Below are 17,498 nucleotides of genomic sequence, written 5' to 3' on the forward strand. Positions count from 1 at the left end.
GGCCTGGCATCGTCGGATACTTCAGTACTACCGGAAACCGATCGGCACATGTAGCCCACACCCGCGGCTGGTCATTGTTGACCGCGCTCGCTGAAATTCCCCACTGACGCTCATCGAAATTCCCCACCCGTGTGGCTCCGCCGAGAAAGGGCGGGCCTCCCTCGAAGCTGCTGGTGTCTGACGCCAGTTGCTCCATCGAAGGAGGCCCGCTTTCTCATGCTCACATGGGAGGACGACTTGGAAGGACATGCTCTACGCCGTCGTGGCTGGTCGATCTCAGCGATCGCCCGTCACACCAGCTTGGACCGCAAGACGGTCCGCAAATATCTCAACGGTGACGGCAAACCGGGGGTTCGTGCGCGCTCCAGGCCGGACCCATTCGATCCGTTCGTCGACTACGTCACCGCAAGGTTGACCGAGGACCCGCACCTGTGGGCGCGCACCCTGCTCGACGAGCTTGAGCAGCTGGGGTTCGGTCTGTCGTATCAGAGCTTGACGCGCCACATCCGGGCCCGCAATCTGCGCCCGGTGTGCGAGGCGTGCCGCACGGCCACCCAGCGCCCGAACGCGGTGATCCCGCACAAGCCGGGTGATGAAACCCAATGGGACTGGCTGGAATTGCCCGATCCGCCGGAGTTCTGGGGTGGGGCAAGACCGCGCATCTGCTGGTGGGCTCGCTGGCGCATTCGGGCAAGTGGCGCGCAGCCCTGGCGCCCTCGGAAGACCAGCCGCACCTGGTCGCCGGCCTCGACCGCGTGTCCCGCGGCCTGGGCGGCGTCACGCGGGTGTGGCGCTTCGACCGAATGGCCACGTTGTGTGATCCCGGCTCGGGTCGGGTGAGCGCGTCGTTCGCCGGGGTGGCCAAGCACTACGGGGTAGCGGTGGCGATCCGCCCGGCTCGGCGCGGCAACCGTAAGGGTGTGGTGGAGAAGGTCAATCACACTGCAGCGCAGCGCTGGTGGCGCACCCTGGCCGACGAGGCCACCGTCGAGGCGGCTCAGGCCAGCCTGGACCGCTTCGCGGCGATGCGCGGCGAAGCCCGGCTGCGCGCCACCGCCGACGGCCGGTCCTCGGTCGCTGTGGTGGCCAAGACCGAGCCGCTGGTGCCTGCGCCGGCGTCGCCGTATCCGGTGATCGTTTTGGAGACCCGCACGGCCTCTCGGCAGGCGTTGGTGTCCTATCGCGGTAACCGTTACTCGGTGCCCCCGGAACTGGCGGCGGCTCAGGTCGTGGTCAGCCATCCTGTCGGTGGCCAGTTCTGCGACATCGCCACCGCCAGCGGGATCGTGATCGCCCGACACCGGATGGCCGCCGACGGGCTCGGGGTGATGGTGCGCGACAACGGCCATGTCATCGCCCTCGACACCGCCGCGATGGCCACCGCCACGACCGGCCGACCGCACCGCCGCAAAGAACGCATCCCACCGGGCCCGGCGGCCAAAGCTGCTGCCGCACAACTACTCGGGCTCAACACCAAAGCGGTCCAAACATCGACTCCATCAACCGATTCCACCGTCATCGACCTGTCCGCCTACGAGCGGGCCGCCCAGAACAGGACCATCCAATGACCCCCACTCCACGCACCCGGAAGACTCCCACCACGACCACCGCAAGCCGCTATCAACAGCGGCGCTCGCATCTGGCCGAGCTCAAACTGGCCGCTGCCGCCGAAGCCTTACCAGCCGTCTTGGACCAGGCCAGCGCCGAAGGACTCTCGCTCATCGTCGCCTTGGAGCGACTGCTGGCCGTCGAAGTCGAGGCCAGCACCGCGCGCCGCCTGGCGGGCCGGTTGCGGTTCGCCTGCCTGCCCACCCCGGCCACCCTCGCCGATTTCGACGTCGATGCCGCCGCCGGGATCGACCGCAAGCTCATCGATGAGTTGGGCACCTGCCGCTACCTGGAATCGGCGACCAACATCTTGCTCATCGGCCCGGCCGTTATCGCGGGTTCGGGGGTGAGAGTGCCGCGTTCTGCCTGTTCAGGTCGTTGTTGCGATCGATGCGACGTTTGTTGAGGGGTGGATGCCACGGCGGGCCAGTTCGCGTCGTAGGTCGAGGTTCTCGCCGTGTGCTCGTTCAAGGGCGTCGCGGAGGGCTTGCAGTTGCTGGCGGTGCTGTTTCTTGAGTTCGGCGATCTGGCGGGTCAGGGTGATGACGAGGGTGCTGTCGGTGTCGACGGGCTGGTCGGCAGATGCTTTGCGGCGGGTGCCGCGTAGGTGCTCGATGCGCGTGCGCAGTTCGGGGTGGTTGTAGAGGAAGGCGTGGGAGACGCCTGCTTCGCGTTGCACGGCTTGGAATGTGATCGGGTCGCCGCGTTTGATGAGTCGGCGGATGGCCTGTTCGGCGTCTCGGGTTTTGTTCTGCGACTTGACTTTCGCTGCTTCGGTGAGGGCGGTGATACGGCGTTGTCGGGAGTCGGTCATGGGGTGCTCCTGCGGTGGGCGGTCAGGTCGAGCGTCAGCGGGATGGGTCCGGTGCTGGCTCGATGACACAGGGGTGTCGCGCCGTGGGCTGCGGAGTCGGGCACGTCGTCCAGGGCGGCCAGGAGCTTGGTGAGCGCGGAGTGTTCGGCGCGGCGGCGGATCAGCCAGACATTGTCGTCGGGCATGGGGTGGCCGTGTCGTTGCTCGAATTCTGTTGTGGTCCAGTCGATCAGGTTGGTAGTTTCGCGGAGTTGGCGCTTCAGGACGTCTCGGTGGGTGTGGTCGGTGACGAATACCGAGCAGGTCAGGCAGGCGTTGCCTTTGTCGCAGGATTGCAGCGGTGGCAGCATGCACCACCCGTTGGGCAGGAACCGGTCTGCGCGGCGGAACAGGTGCAGACTGTCGTGGTCGTCGCTGCTGAGTTGGATGCGGGTGCCGTCGGATCGCAGCTTGGCGGTGGCCAGGAACGCCTGCTCGGCGTGTTCGTCGCGGGCGGCGATGTAGTGCATTGTCATGGTGGGGGTGGCGTGCCCGGCGTAGCGCTGCAGGACGTGGATCGGTAACCCGAGTTCGGCCAGCCGGGTCAGTCGGGTGTGGCGGAATCGGTGGGTGTGGCTCAATCGAACGACCTGGCCCTTGGCGTCGGTGATCTGAACAAGGTCGCTGAGGGTGCGCAGCACCCAGTTGTAGGTGCCCGATGGATAGGGTTTGTCGCCGCGGCGGTTGCCCAGACGCCGGGCGAACAGATACCGCCTGGTGCTGTTGGGGTACTGGGTGTGCAGCCAACGGTGTTGTTCGGCAATGACTTCGGTGACCTCGTAGTCAACGAGGATGGTGTCGGGTGCGACGTCGATCTTGCTTTGTGCGTAGCGGAACCGGGTCAGTGTTTGGTCCTCGCCCGCGGCTGTGGTGGTGGGTGCAGCCGAAAGGCAGTCGAAGTCACAGGTGCGGATTTCGCTGGCTCGTCGTCCGGTGAGGATCTGCAGCAGGATCATCCGCATTGCTTGCGGGTCGTCGAGTCCGTTGGCGGTGATGGTGGTTCTGTCGCCGCGGGTGATGGTCATCTGCTCGGTGCGAGGCAATCCGATCAGCGGCAGCGCGGCCGTGATCTGCGCGAGTGCGTGGTCGTCGATGTAGTTCGCGTCGTTGAAACCGCGGTGATGCGGTATCCGGGTGACCCGGCCGAACCAGCTGGCCGCGTGAGCGGTGGTGACCCTGTGCCAAGGCTCGACGCCGAGAATGCGGCGAGCCTCGGCGGGGTTGGCGGCAATGAAGTCCAGGAGGCCGGCCACCGCTCGCAGGTCATCGTTGATTCCTCGGATCGGCACGGTCCGTCCGAGGTGGCGGGTGTCGGATTGGCGGGTAACGCGGTTGGCGGCCACCGCGGTCCACCGTGCGAATGCCGCTGCCTGTTCGACCGCGCTCGTCGGGTCGCCCAGGATCTCGGTGGGGTTATCGAAGCTGGCGGTCAGCCAGTTATCGAACCGGCGGAAGCTGCGCATGCGTTCCTGGCTGACGCTGGTCCAGCGCAGCGCCCCGGATTCGAGCATCGTGCCCAGGTGCCACTTCACCGCGGCCCGCACCCACGGCAGTTGGATATCTCCGGGTGAGCAGCCGTAGTTGGCGACTGGTTCACGATCGGTCAGTGGGATCCGCGGATCGCAGCGCGGGTGCCAGACGTCCAGCTGCCACCACGGGCCGTCGTGGCTGGCGGCGATCAGGGCGTGGCGAGCGAAGCCGAACAGTGCGTGCACCCGGCCCCGGCCTCGGGGTGAGGGCAGTCGCTTGCCCCGGCTGAGATAGAACCAGCTCTGCAACGTCGCGGCGGCGTCATAATCCATCGCCCGGATCGATGACGGAATATCGCGGCCCGCGGTGACGGCCCGTCGAATCATGTTGGCCAGCTGGGCCATTGCCAACACCGAGACGCGGGTGCCGTCGCTGGCCTGCCAGTGCGCCATCCACGCCAGTTCCACCGCGAACGGGTCGGGCAGCCCGCTCAGATCCAGATGCGGCCAATCGTTCTCGGTGATCGAGGCCCAGTTGGGGATGCCGGGCCCGAGGACGGGGCCGCGCCACGGTGCCGGCAGCTCGTCCCAGAGGCGCCAGATCGGATCGAGGTGTTCGGTACTGTGCAGCCGCAGGTGGCCATGCTCGTCGATCATTGGGCCATCTGCCAGCTGCTGGCGTAGGACGCCCAGTTGGCGGCTGCTCGCAGGGCTTCGTCGTCGCGGACCCAGCCGTAGAGATCCAGCGTGGTCTGCACATGAGCGTGACCAAGACGCCGGGAAACCACCCATTCCGGTGTCCCGGCCAGCAACAAGGCGGTGGCATGGGTGTGACGGAACCAATGCGGCGTCCACCCCGGCGGCCCGATACAGCGCCGTCGCAGCGTGGCTGCTTTCTCCCGGACCGTCGTCTCCCGCAGCGCGGCCAACAACGGTGGTCGGGACACGTTCACCAGCAGCGGCGACGTATCTGTCACAGCGATGCCCGAGTCGGCTGCCCGGCAGGCGATATCGGTGAGATAGTCGGCGAACAGCCGCTCGAGGTCAGCACCGACATAGATTCGTCGCGGTCGCATCATCTTCACCCGCGCCCCGTTCGGGTTATCGGCCCGCGGCACGATCCGCACGAACGCCGTCTCGCCGCGGCCGAGCACGAACTCGCCGATCCGCAGGCCCAGCGCCTCCCCGAGACGCATGCCGGTTTCGGCCAGCAGGGCGAACACGAACCGGTCCCGCAGATTTCCTCGCCACGACCCGGACTCGGCATCGAAGACCGCGCAGCCATCCAGGATCGCCTGGATCTGCTCGGGCAGCAGCAACGGTGTTCTGTCGCGGCGACGGTCGCGGCGCGGCCGCACCAGCGATGACGCCGCCGGGACCGACCGCGCATCCAGATGCGCCAACAAGCCCCGGGCCGGCCGACGCCGCGGTGTTCCTCGAAGCAGTCGTCCCGCCACCACCACACCGGACATCGCGTCATGCCAGCGGTAGAACGAAATCAACGCCGCAAAGCGGACTTCCAGAGTTGCCGCACTCGGTGCTTGGTCCGACTCAGCCAGCCGGTGCTCAACCGTGCGGCCGTTGCGTTGCCACGACAGAAACGCCGTGAAAGCCGGGACACCGACATCAGACCAGGAGTCAGTCTGCCCGCGCTGCTCCAGGAAGGTCCACCACTGCGCCAACGAGGTCGCATACCCGCGCACCGTGTTCGGTGACCACAGCGGCCGGTGGGCTTCTATCCACTCCTCGACGGGATCGACCGTTGCGAAGTCCTCGTCGAGCACAGTCCAGGTCCGCTGCCCTCCCGCAGGAGACACTGCCACCGGATACGCCATCGTTGCCGTTCCTTCACGTCGAAGAACACCCGCCGATAAGTCGGCAACAACGATGACTCGCCCAGTATCAACCCCCCTGTCGCATACATAGATTCGAGCGTGTTGCTACCCGCTGATAACACCGGGCAACGGCAAGACGCACTGTGAACGCCTGGGCGTTGGTCTTGCAGACCACCGGCATGGACCGCCGACAAAACCGAGCGCCTACCCGCAATGATCCAGGCGCCCCAATAGCCCAGCCGACGTGGCACCGTCGGCGTCCGGCGGTTTTGACGAACTCCCCGCGGTTTGAAAAGGGGCCTTCTACCCTCGATTTCGTGTCCTAGTACCGCTGCGTTGACGCCCCAGCGGCCTCCAGTCTTGAGTGTGGGGGACAGGCGCGAAGGATTCGGGAGTGGCCGTGAACGAACACATGGTGGCGTTGGACGTGATCCAGGATGCGCTGGAGTTGGCGGTGCGGGCGCCGTCGCTGCATAACAGTCAACCCTGGCGATGGGTGCTACACAACGGGGTGCTTGATCTGCATGCGGATCCCTCCCGTATCGGTCACGGCAGCGACCACACCGGGAAGGAGGTGCTGCTCAGTTGTGGTGCCGTGTTGGATCATTTACGGGTGGCCATGGCCGCGGCGGGCTGGGACAGCCTCATCGAGCGCTTCCCCAACCCGAACGATCGCGATCACCTGGCAACAGTTGCGTTCGCGCGTGCGGTGTTCGTCACGGATGCCCAACGCGGCCGCGCGGCGGGCATCGCCCACCGGCGCACCGATCGGCTTGCGTTCGCGGTCCCCGCGGGCCGGGAGGGGTTTGAAACCGTGTTGCGCGCAACGGTTATCGGTAGCGGCACGCATCTGGATGTCCTCGACGCGGATCCCCGCTCCCAATTGGCACACGCGTCGCGGCTCACCGAGCAGTTGCGACGCTACGATGCGTCCTACCACGCCGAATAGCATGTTGGACAACACAACCGCCATCCACACAGGGCATCCCGCCGACCGCGTTGGCCTCCGGCGCTGAATCGGCTCGGGTGGATGTGGGGCGGGCATTTCCTGTCCGCGGCGAGACCAACCGGCGCGCCGACATCGATCGCGATGCCGCCAAGATTCTGGTGTTGTCCACCTACGATGGCAGCCGCGACTCCGTGCTGGTCTGCGGCGAAGTGCTCTCCGCCGTGCTGCTGGAGGCCACCATGGCCGATCTGGGCACCTGCACCCTGACACACATGATCGAAGCGGCCGCCAGCCGCGAAATCGTGCGCCGCCTCACCAGACGAACCGCCGAGCCGCAGGTGTTGATCCGAATCGGCAGCGCGCCGCCAATCGATCCGCCGCCACCTCCCACACCGCGGCGGCCGCTAACCGACGTGCTCGAATCGGCCTCTAGCCTCCCCTAGCCTCGATCTTTCGTGAAGGGCTCAGTTGTTGGGGGTTGGGTCGGTTGTGTCGGGTGCGGTGGACTGGGCGTGGGTGGTCCTCGGCGCTGTGTCGCTGATTCTCCTGTGTCCTTGGTGGTGGGGTTGCTGGTGGTGGATTCAGTTGAGCGCGGCGAGGTTTCGTTGTCCGTTGATCAGCAGCTCTGACCAGGGCCATCGTGGGCTCAGGCGCAGGATGTGGCGGCGGCCGGTGGTGATGATCCGCCCGGCCAGGCTCAGTAGCCGCAGGCGTAATCGTTTGGGTTCCCAGCTGCGGGGGGCGGGCCAGGCCAGCAATTGGGTCCAGGTCAGCAGCTCGTAGGCCAGGGCGGCGAGATCGAGCCAGATCTCGTTCTTGCCGAAGGACTGTAGTGTTATCTATCTAGAGCTGGTTATCGGTTGTCCACTACGTGCATGACGGAACTTGCAAAACCCGGATTCCGCGTCCATGAAACGGCAATGCCCGCGAACATGATCGGCTCTACACGGATTGCGTGCGCCTTGATTTTTCGAGCGCCGGCGCGGACCATTACGCCATCGACTTGAGCTTGTGCGGATGATGCCACAATCGGACGCAATCCGGCGACGTCCCGAAAGATTCGAGTAGCGGGACGCTATCGTACTATGGCGGTCAGTAGACGTTGAGAGTACCGATTCAACCGAGCGCGCAGGGTTGACCGGTGAATACCTGCATTAGTTTCATCCCACCTACTTGCTGTCAGGAGCTGTGATGTCCAACCCAGAGAAGGGACACGTCGGCCCACATCCGAGATCCGCCAGATACGAGCATGCCACCCAGGCACAGAGCCCAGCGCCTAGCGGCGAAGATCCCCACGCTGGGCACGGAGAGCATCTGGCTTACATCGGACAAGATGGCCAGGCCGGACATGACGGTCATGATCGACATGCCGGCCATGGCGCGCACGGGGAGATGTTTCGCCGGCGGTTCTGGTTCAGCCTGGTTCTGTCGGTACCGGTGGTGGTGTTCAGCCACATGATCGCCGAACTGTTCGGCTACACCCGGCCGGACTTTCCGGGCATGACATGGATCGCCCCGATTCTGGGCACGGTGATCTTTGTCTACGGTGGCATGCCGTTTCTCACCGGCGGCTGGGCCGAGCTGAAATCGCGTCGTCCCGGGATGATGCTGCTCATCGCGATGGCGATCAGCGTCGCGTTCGTCGCCTCGTGGGTCACCACTCTGGGGATCGGGGGTTTCAACCTGGACTTCTGGTGGGAACTGGCGTTGCTGATCGTCATCATGCTGCTGGGGCATTGGCTGGAGATGCGGGCCTTGGGTTCAGCATCGGGGGCGCTGGACGCATTGGCGGCGATGTTGCCCGACACCGCCGAGAAGGTCACCGACGACGGAGTCCGCGAGGTCCCTCTCTCAGAGCTGGGGCTAGGCGATGTGGTGCTGGTGCGTGCCGGCGCCCGGGTGCCAGCCGACGGCGCCGTCACCGACGGCCGCGCCGAGGTTGACGAGTCGATGATCACCGGCGAGTCCAAGCCGGTGACCCGCCAGGTCGGCGATACCGTGGTGGCCGGCACCGTGGCCACCGACAGCGCTCTGCGGGTGCAGATCACCGCGGTCGGCGATGACACCGCCCTGGCCGGTATTCAGCGTATGGTCGCCGCCGCGCAGGCTTCGTCTTCGCGGGCGCAGGCACTCGCCGACAAGGCCGCCGCGTTTCTGTTCTATTTCGCCGCCGTCACCGGTGTGATCACCTTCGCGGTGTGGACGTTGTTGGGCAACCTCGACTATGCGGTGACCCGCATGGTCACCGTCCTGGTCATCGCGTGTCCACATGCGCTCGGGCTGGCGATTCCGCTGGTCATCGCGATCTCCACTGAACGCGCCGCCCGCGCCGGGGTGCTAGTCAAGGATCGGCTGGCGCTGGAACGGATGCGCACGGTCGATGTGGTGCTTTTCGACAAGACCGGCACCTTGACCGAGGGGCGACATCAGGTCACCGGCACCGTTGCCACCGCCGGGATCAGCGAAGAGCGACTGCTCGCGCTGGCCGCCGCGGTCGAGTCCGACAGTGAGCATCCGGTCGCCCGGGCCATCGTGGCCGCGGCCCAATCACGAGTGCCGTCCAGTGAGCTGGTTGTCGCTAGCGACTTCCGGTCCCTGCCCGGCCGGGGGGTGCGGGCCAGCGTCGACGGGCTGGATGTTTCTGTCGGTGGCCCGGCCATGCTGGCTGACCTGCGACTGTCGGTCCCCGATGATGTCAGCGCGATGACCGGGGGGTGGGTGCAGCGTGGCGCGTCGGTGCTGCACATCGCCCGCGATAACCAGGTGCTGGGCGCGGTGGCGCTCGAGGACGCCGTCCGGGAGGAATCGCGTCAGGCGATCGATGCGTTGCACGCACGAAACGTCAAGGTTGCGCTGATCACCGGCGATGCCCAACAGGTCGCCGACGCGGTCGCCGCCGATCTGGGCATCGATGAGGTGTTCGCCGAGGTGCTGCCCGAACACAAGGACGCCAAGGTCGCCGAACTGCAAAACCGCGGGCACCGGGTGGCGATGGTCGGCGACGGCGTCAACGATGCACCGGCGTTGGCCCGCGCCGACGTCGGCGTGGCCATCGGCGCCGGTACCGATGTCGCGATCGAATCCGCCGGGGTGGTGCTGGCAGCCAACGACCCGCGCGCAGTGCTGTCGATCATCGAGCTGTCCCACGCCAGCTACCGCAAGATGTGGCAGAACCTGGTGTGGGCGACCGGATACAACATCATCGCCGTACCGTTGGCCGCCGGTGTACTCGCTCCGATCGGGGTGGTGCTGCCGCCTGCCGCGGCGGCGGTGCTCATGTCGGTCTCGACGATCGTCGTCGCGCTCAACGCCCAACTGTTGCGCCGCCTCGATCTGGACCCCGCCCACTTGGCCCACACCCGACAAGCCACTCGCCACATCCGCGCCGACAGAGGTGCATCAGTCAGTACCGATGCCTAGAAGATCCTTTCGTGGCCGAACGCGTCGCTGTCGCGGTGTTGATGCTGGCGGCCTGCGGAACCGCCCCGCCGCCGCGCGCCGATTGCGATGCCCCGACATCGATCGCGGTCCCGTCGGCCCGCTACAGCATTGGTGCCGCCGCTGCTGCACCTCGACGCGAGGGGAACGGTGTTGGCCGGCACCCACACCGGAACGTGCTGCATCGCAGGCAGGGCGGGCACCGGACTCTGCAAGCGTGGCCTACCAGCGAACCTGCCCTACTTCCCACGCGTCTCGTAAGGCAGATTCTCACTTCTAGTTTCGTCAGCACAAGCATCGTTGTCGCGCATCCAATTCGGCGGTCGACTTCGCTGAGCATTCGAGCGCCTGCCCATCGGCGGCCCTGCGGACGGAATGCTGTGCCGACTTGCGGAGACGGTCACCGCGACGGTGCTTCAAATATGGGCGGCTCGCTTGCCCAACTTTGGGTGTTTGTGCGTGACGAGTCGCTGCTGCAGTGTGCACAGTCCGCACACGGATCAACTTAGTATTGACCGACTACATATAGCTTGCAAACGTCCATCTAGTGGCAGTGAAGCGCTGAGCGGAATGTTCAGTTGAGATTGAACATGGCAACGTCGGGACGCACGGGTCCTCCAGGATGGGTTGAGGTGGAGAAGCTGACCGACTGAGGAAGGACGTTGGCCTACAAGAAAATTGCGGCCGCTTTGCTCGCGTTCGGCGTGCGGTGTGCGTCGCCGCAAAAGGGAGCTAACTGTTACTGTGGCAAGCTCCTCGAGTGTCAGCGGTCACGTATTTCCCCAGGTTTGAGGGGTTGTCCGTCACGTAATTCCCCACCCCGGCTGTCACGTAATTCCCCACCCTGGGCGGTGTGTCTGCCCGGTGTGGGCCTCGCAGCAAGGTTCGCTCTGCATCCGTCGGCTGGCGGATGGAAGGGCGCTGATGGCGAGGAGAAATATCGTGATGCTCGATTTGGTCGAGTTGTTTACCCACTGGCACGCGGGCCGCTCGCAGGTCCAGTTATCGGCGTCGCTAGGTATCGATCGGAAGACCGTCCGCAAATATTTGGCTCCGGCGATCGCCGACGGTATCGAGCCCGGCGGCGAGGCGCTCTCGGCCGATCAGTGGGCGGAGTTGATCGGCGGCTGGTTCCCTGAGCTGAGTGATCCGGGGGCGCGGGCGTCGACGTGGCCGTTGATCGCGCCGCACGAAGATCGGATCGAGGCGTGGCTGGACGCCGATGTCACGGTGGCCACGATCGCCCAGCGGTTGCGAGACGATCACGGGGTGGCAGCGTCGGAGTCGTCGGTGCGGCGTTGGATCGCAACGCATTTCGCTGATGAGGTGGCCCGGGAGAGGGTCTCCGTGCCGCGCGGGCCGGTGGACCCGGGTAGTGAGGCGCAGATCGATTACGGCCGGCTGGGAATGTGGTTCGACCCGTCGGCTGCCCGCCGGGTGGCGGTGTGGGCGTTCGTGATGGTGCTGTCGTGCTCGCGGCACCTGTTCGTGCGTCCGGTGATCCGGATGGACCAAACCACTTGGTGCGCTTGTCATGTCGCGGCGTTCGAGTTCTTCGGAGGAGTGCCGGCGCGGCTGGTGTGTGACAACCTCAAGACCGGAGTGGACAAACCCGATCTATATGACCCGAAGATCAACCGCTCGTACGCCGAGTTGGCCACCCACTATGGCGCCCTGATCGACCCGGCGCGGGCGTTCAAACCCAAGGACAAGCCCCGAGTGGAACGACCGATGCCGTATGTGCGGGACTCGTTCTGGCGCGGCCGCGACTTCGCGTCGCTGGCCGGGATGCAGGCCGATGCGCTGCGCTGGAGCACCGAGGTGGCCGGCATGCGGCATTCGCGAGCGCTCGAGGGTGCCCAACCGTTGCGGGTGTTCGAGGCGATCGAACGTGACGCATTGATGGCGTTGCCGCCCAGAGCATTTGAACTCACCACCTGGTCGATAGGCACCGTCGGAGTCGATGCGCATCTGAAGGTCGCCAAGGCGCTCTACAGCGTCCCGTGGCGGCTGATCGGACAGCGCCTGCATGCCCGCACCGCCGGCGATATCGTGCAGATCTTCGCAGGTGCCGACGTGGTGGCCACCCACGTGCGCCGCCCGTCTGGGCGATCCACCGACTTCACCCACTACCCGCCGGAAAAGATCGCGTTTGCGATGAAGACCCCGACCTGGTGCCGGCGCACCGCCGAGCTCATCGGGCCGGCCTGCGAGGCGGTGATCACCGAATTCATGACCGATAACGCCATCCATCACCTGCGCTCAGCCCAAGGGGTGCTCGGGCTGCGCGACAAACACGGCTGTGCGCGGCTGGAGGCCGCCTGCGCCCGCGCCATCGAGGTCGGCGACCCGTCCTATCGCACCATCAAGGGCATCCTGATCGCCGGTACCGAACACGGCGACGACGCGCCGACCGGCGGTGGTGCGGCCGCGGCGGCTGGGGCGTTTCTGCGCGGCCCCGAACAGTTCGGCACCCCCGTCGCCTGATCAGTGAATCACTCATCCCCACACCACAATCCAACTATCAAGGAGACACCTGTGTCCATCTGCGACCCAGCACTGCGCAATGCGCTGCGCACCCTGAAACTGTCCGGCATGCTCGACACCCTCGACGCTCGACTGGCCCAAACCCGCGACGGCGGACTCGGCCACCTCGACTTCCTGCAAGCACTCTGCGAGGACGAGATCGCCCGCCGCGAATCGGCCGCCCTGAGGCGACGATTGCGCCGCGCGAAGTTCGAAGCCCAAGCCACCTTCGAAGACTTCGACTTCACCGCCAACCCGAAACTGCCCGGCGCCATGCTGCGCGATCTGGCCGCGCTGCGCTGGCTGGACGCCGGCGAATCGGTCATCCTCTACGGCCCAGTCGGAGTCGGCAAAACCCATGTGGCACAAGCACTCGGACACCACGTCGCCCGCCGAGGCGGCGACGTCCGGTTCGTCAAATGCGCCCGCATGCTCGCCGACCTGGCCGGAGGCCACGCCGACCGCACCATCGGCCAACGCATGCGCGAATACACCCGACCATTGGTATTGATCATCGACGACTTCGCGATGCGTGAGCACACCACCACCCAATCCGACGACCTCTACGATCTGGTCTCCGATCGGGCCATCGCTGGCAAACCCGTGATCCTGACCAGTAACCGCGCCCCCAAGGACTGGTACCCGCTGTTCCCCAACCCGGTCGTCGCCGAATCACTGCTCGACCGGCTCATCAACACCAGCCACCAAATCCTCATGGACGGACCCAGCTACCGGCCCCGGAAACGACCTGGCCACCCCACCAACTAGACACCACCCCGCGGGCACGGTAAGACCAACACCGAGGCCCGCACCTGGGGAATTACGTGACGCCAACCCCTGGGGAATTACGTGACGGACGACACTCGAGCGACCGTGTAGAGCCTTACCGAGCCAATGGATGGAGTATCAGCCGCGAACGAAGATGCTCGAATCACCTCTTTCGCAGAACCTTGACAGCTTCACACGCTATCGTCAATTCTCGTATAGCAGGGTCACTTCGGTAGTGCAGGGAGTGAAGTAACAGGCGAGCAATGATCAATACCTGTGGATGAGCCTCGGCGAGGCGGCCTGAAAGTGGGCGCACCTTCCCGAGGATGATCTTCACGGAATCAGGTATTCGATCAAGACCGGCGTTGGCGCGCTGGTTGGGAAGGTACGCCCATGCTCACGGTAGTTCACGATGCCCAGCAGGCCAACGGCCAGCAGACCGCTGATCGGTCGTTGCTCGACGAGATCGTCCGCGACGGCGCCCGGCAGATGCTGGCCGCCGCGCTGCAGGCCGAGGTCGCCGCCTACGTGGCCCAGTTCGCTGACCAGCTCGACGAGAACGGCCACCGACTGGTGGTGCGCAACGGCTATCACCAGCCGCGTGAGGTGCTCACAGCTGCCGGTGCCGTTGAGGTGAAGGCGCCGCGGGTCAACGACCGCCGTGTCGACCCCGACACGGGCGACCGCCTGCGGTTCTCATCGGCGATCCTGCCGGCGTGGGCACGCAAGTCCCCGCAGGTCAGCGAGGTGCTGCCGCTGCTGTACCTGCACGGGCTGTCGACCAGTGATTTCGGCCCGGCCCTTGAGCAGTTCCTCGGCTCCGGTGCGGGGTTGTCGGCCACCACGATCACCCGCCTGACGGCGCAGTGGCAAGACGAAGCCGCCGCCTTCAGACGCCGGGATCTGTCCAGCACCGACTACGTCTACCTGTGGGTCGACGGTATCCACCTCAAGGTGCGCCTGGACCAGGAGAAGCTGTGCTTGCTGGTGATGCTCGGGGTGCGCGCTGACGGCCGTAAGGAACTCGTGGCAATCACCGACGGCTATCGTGAATCGACGGAGTCCTGGGCTGATCTGCTGCGCGACTGCAAACGCCGCGGGATGACCGCCCCGGTGCTGGCTGTCGGTGACGGCGCACTGGGGTTCTGGAAGGCGGTACGCGAGGTGTTCCCGGCCACACGGGAGCAGCGGTGCTGGTTTCACAAGCAGGCCAATGTCCTTGCCGCCCTGCCGAAATCAGCGCATCCCGCGGCGCTGGCGGCGATCAAGGACATCTACAACGCCGAGGACATCGACAAGGCCCAGATCGCGGTCAAGGCGTTCGAGGCCGACTTCGGTGCCAAGTACCCCAAAGCGGTCGCCAAGATCACCGACGACCTCGACACCCTGCTGGAGTTCTACAAGTATCCGGCCGAGCATTGGATCCACTTGAGGACGACGAATCCGATCGAAAGCACCTTTGCCACAGTACGTTTGAGAACGAAAGTCACCAAGGGGCCGGGATCACGCGCGGCAGGTCTTGCCATGGCCTACAAGCTGATCGACGCCGCCCAAGCCCGCTGGCGGTCCGTCAACGCCCCGCACCTGGTCGCCCTGGTCCGCGCTGGGGCGACCTTCCACAAAGGCAAACTCCTCGAGCGGCCCACTGCCATCACCCCACCGACACCGCCATCAGACGGCGACGCCCAGCAAGCCGGAACGGAGGTCGCCTGAAACACCCCGATCCACAGGTCTTGACAATTCCTCGTAACAGGCTCGACAAGGAGAGGCTGATGGAGCTAGCGCAGAGCTGGCGAGTTACCGGCCCGAGCCCTCACGCAGCAGATGCCGCGTGCAGCCTATATGTCCATCGGCGATTAATACGTGACTGCACTTCGGAGCAATGGCTAGTGCGAACTCCTTTGGTTCGGTTCGTGCACGGGCATAGCACACATCGCGCATTTGCGCGGCAACGGGCGGTAGTCGGGGAGTAGCAATCGAGAGGAGACATGAAATGAATGAGGTTCTGCAATACAGATGGGTAAGACGGCGTCTGGGTGGCGCGACTACCGCTGTTGCGGCGGCGTGCATCGTAGCGTCGGTAGCAGCCGGAGCTGCGGTTGCGCAGCCACCGCCGCCGGATCCGTGTTCTCCGGCCGCCGTGATGCGCGCGCACGCCGAAGCGATGACTCGAATGGCTGACTATCTCGACTCCCGCCCCGACGTTCAACAGGTGTTTGTCGATGCCAGAAGCAAGGCCACACCCCAGGAGCGGCACGGCGTGATTCAAGCGTTCACCGAGAATCACCCAGACGTGGCTGCTGCCTTTCAGAACATCCATCAACCGGTTAAGGATCTGAGTGCGAGATGCGGCTTGCCCATGGGCCCAGGCATGATGCCCGACGGCATGGGGCCAGGTGGTATGGCGCCCGGACAGATGGGTCCCGGCGGCATGGCGCCCGGACAGATGGGTCCCGGCGGCATGGGGCCCGGGCAGATGGCACCTGGAGCGATGCCTGGACAGTGAGTCTTGGCGCTCGTCGCTTAATGACTACGCGAGAGGTGACAGTCGTGCGACATGACGTCACAAGCTCTGAGCGCAATTCATCTTCGGTGGGTGGCTCTCTGCTCACCGGCGAGTATGGCCGAGCGCGGGCATACTTGAGCCGCTAGCGCGTCGCCGGCTGCGCCTGACGACCGACGCTAGTTTTGCTTCGGTCAGCACCGCGGTCGGTCCTGGCAGAAGCATCGCTTCCTCAGGGCCGGCGACCAGCAACGGCATGAATACGGCATTGCCCGATCGCGGCCGTAGAAGGCGTCGCTGTTGAATCCGGAGTGCTCGGCGCCCGTGAGGTGAGCCCGCTGTAGTGGTCCAGTCGTTGTGGGACTCTGTTGCCCGAGTGCTCGGGCAGGAAGAATCACCAACGACATGGCAACGAATAAGCGCCGGCGGCACACCCCGGACCAGATCATCCGCAAGCTGGCCGAGGGCAACAAGCTCCTCGGGACCGGCCAGGAGCTGGGCGAGGTGTGCCGGCACCTGGAAATCGCCGAGTCGACCTGGCACCGCTGGCTGGCCCAGTACGGCGGCATGAAGGCCAACGAGGCCAAACGACTCAAAGAGCTCGAGGCCGAGAACACCCGCCTCAAGAAGTTGGTCGCCAACCAGGCCCTCGACATCGACATGCTCAAGGAGATCTCGGCGGGAAACTTCTAACCCCGAACCGCAAGCGCAGCGCCGTGCAGGCGCTGCGCGACCGGTTCGGGGTGTCTGAGCGCCGCGCCTGTACGGTCGTTGGTCTGCACCGTTCCACGATGCGCCTGCAGCCGCCGCCGATCACGACCGAGGAAGCAGAGTTGCGTGACTGGCTGCGCCGGTTCTCGGTGGACCGGCCTCGCTGGGGGTGGCGACGGGCGGCGAAGATGGCCCGCCGAGCGGGCTGGCAGGTCAACAACAAGCGTATCCGCCGGCTGTGGCGTGAGGAGGGCCTGCGGGTCCCGCAGCGCCGCCGCAAGAAGCGGCTGACGGGCATCGGCGTCGCCGTGGGCGCGATGTCACCGATCCGTCCAAATATCATCTGGGCGATGGACTTTCAATTCGACACGACTGCCGATGGCCGCGGGTTGAAGATGTTAAACGTGATCGATGAGTTCACCCGTGAGGCGCTCGCGATTGAGGTGGATCGCAGCATCGATGCCGGGCGTCGTCGATGTGTTGGATCGCTTGGCGCTCATGCACGGGGCGCCACACTACGTCCGTTTCGACAACGGTCCCGAGTTCGTGGCGCACGCGGTGAGCGATTGGTGTCGATTCAACAGTGCCGGTTCACTTTTCATCGATCCCGGCTCGCCGTGGCAGAACGCCTGGATCGAGTCGTTCAACGGCCGGCTACGGGATGAACTGCTCAACTCGTGGCGCTTCGATTCGCTGCTGGAAGCCCGTGTGATCATCGAGGACTGGCGCTGTGACTACAACGCCAGCCGGCCCCATTCCGCCCACGGAGAGCTCACCCCATCGGAGTTTGCCCTACAGTGGGCCACGGCCCACCAACCGAAAGTCGCATAGCGACTTG

At 65.4% G+C, this 17,498-nt stretch carries 8 protein-coding genes and 5 pseudogenes; 9 read left to right on the plus strand and 4 right to left on the minus strand.

Features of this window, described 5'->3' with window-relative positions:
* The first annotated feature begins 216 nt into the window (after window positions 1-216).
* Window positions 217-1,568, plus strand: a pseudogene (locus tag QGN32_RS21520) (Mu transposase domain-containing protein).
* Window positions 1,565-1,933 (plus strand): annotated as a pseudogene (locus tag QGN32_RS21525) (ATP-binding protein); the annotation flags it as partial. The pseudogenes QGN32_RS21520 and QGN32_RS21525, both read left to right, overlap by 4 nt.
* Before the next feature lie 45 nt (window positions 1,934-1,978).
* On the opposite strand, the gene QGN32_RS21530 reads toward QGN32_RS21525, so the two are convergent.
* The 3 genes from QGN32_RS21530 to QGN32_RS21540 are packed head-to-tail and all read right to left on the minus strand — an operon-like array spanning window position 1,979 to window position 5,765.
* A complete protein-coding gene (locus QGN32_RS21530) occupies window positions 1,979-2,422 on the minus strand; it encodes a DUF6262 family protein (RefSeq protein ID WP_326545299.1) in 444 nt (147 codons plus the stop codon).
* The gene (locus tag QGN32_RS21535) at window positions 2,419-4,587 is read right to left on the minus strand and encodes a tyrosine-type recombinase/integrase (RefSeq protein ID WP_326545298.1); all 2,169 of its coding nucleotides are present in this window, start codon (window positions 4,585-4,587) and stop codon (window positions 2,419-2,421) included. The genes QGN32_RS21530 and QGN32_RS21535 overlap by 4 nt, the downstream gene beginning before the upstream one ends.
* A complete protein-coding gene (locus tag QGN32_RS21540) occupies window positions 4,584-5,765 on the minus strand; it encodes a tyrosine-type recombinase/integrase (protein WP_326545297.1) in 1,182 nt (393 codons plus the stop codon). The genes QGN32_RS21535 and QGN32_RS21540 overlap by 4 nt, the downstream gene beginning before the upstream one ends.
* Window positions 5,766-6,165: 400 nt before the next feature.
* Between QGN32_RS21540 and QGN32_RS21545 the strand changes: the two are divergent.
* Window positions 6,166-7,157 (plus strand): annotated as a pseudogene (locus QGN32_RS21545) (Acg family FMN-binding oxidoreductase).
* Between the two features lie 138 nt (window positions 7,158-7,295).
* Here the strand turns inward: QGN32_RS21545 and QGN32_RS21550 are convergent.
* Window positions 7,296-7,553: pseudogene (locus tag QGN32_RS21550) on the minus strand (transposase); the annotation flags it as partial.
* A gap of 352 nt (window positions 7,554-7,905) precedes the next feature.
* Here QGN32_RS21550 and QGN32_RS21555 point away from each other — a divergent pair.
* The 6 genes and pseudogenes from QGN32_RS21555 to QGN32_RS21580 all read left to right on the plus strand — a co-directional run bounded on the left by QGN32_RS21555 (window position 7,906) and on the right by QGN32_RS21580 (window position 17,491).
* On the plus strand, window positions 7,906-10,134 hold the full coding sequence (locus tag QGN32_RS21555) for a heavy metal translocating P-type ATPase (protein WP_326546236.1): 2,229 nt from the start codon (window positions 7,906-7,908) through the stop codon (window positions 10,132-10,134).
* 963 nt (window positions 10,135-11,097) lie between these two features.
* Window positions 11,098-12,639, plus strand: a complete 1,542-nt coding sequence (istA, locus tag QGN32_RS21560) for an IS21 family transposase (RefSeq protein WP_326549110.1) — start codon at window positions 11,098-11,100, stop codon at window positions 12,637-12,639.
* A gap of 51 nt (window positions 12,640-12,690) precedes the next feature.
* Entirely contained in the window at window positions 12,691-13,446 is a 756-nt protein-coding gene (gene istB / locus QGN32_RS21565) for an IS21-like element helper ATPase IstB (RefSeq protein WP_326545370.1), read from the plus strand.
* Window positions 13,447-13,839: 393 nt separating this feature from the next.
* Complete coding sequence (locus QGN32_RS21570; RefSeq protein ID WP_326545296.1) at window positions 13,840-15,159, plus strand: IS256 family transposase; 1,320 nt, start codon at window positions 13,840-13,842, stop codon at window positions 15,157-15,159.
* A gap of 451 nt (window positions 15,160-15,610) precedes the next feature.
* Window positions 15,611-15,952: a hemophore-related protein gene (locus QGN32_RS21575; RefSeq protein ID WP_326546237.1), complete on the plus strand. Its 342-nt coding sequence runs from the start codon at window positions 15,611-15,613 to the stop codon at window positions 15,950-15,952.
* Window positions 15,953-16,354: 402 nt separating this feature from the next.
* Window positions 16,355-17,491, plus strand: a pseudogene (locus tag QGN32_RS21580) (IS3 family transposase).
* Window positions 17,492-17,498 lie beyond the last annotated feature (7 nt).

The organism is Mycolicibacterium sp. ND9-15, from assembly GCF_035918395.1.
In the GTDB taxonomy this organism is placed as follows: domain Bacteria; phylum Actinomycetota; class Actinomycetes; order Mycobacteriales; family Mycobacteriaceae; genus Mycobacterium.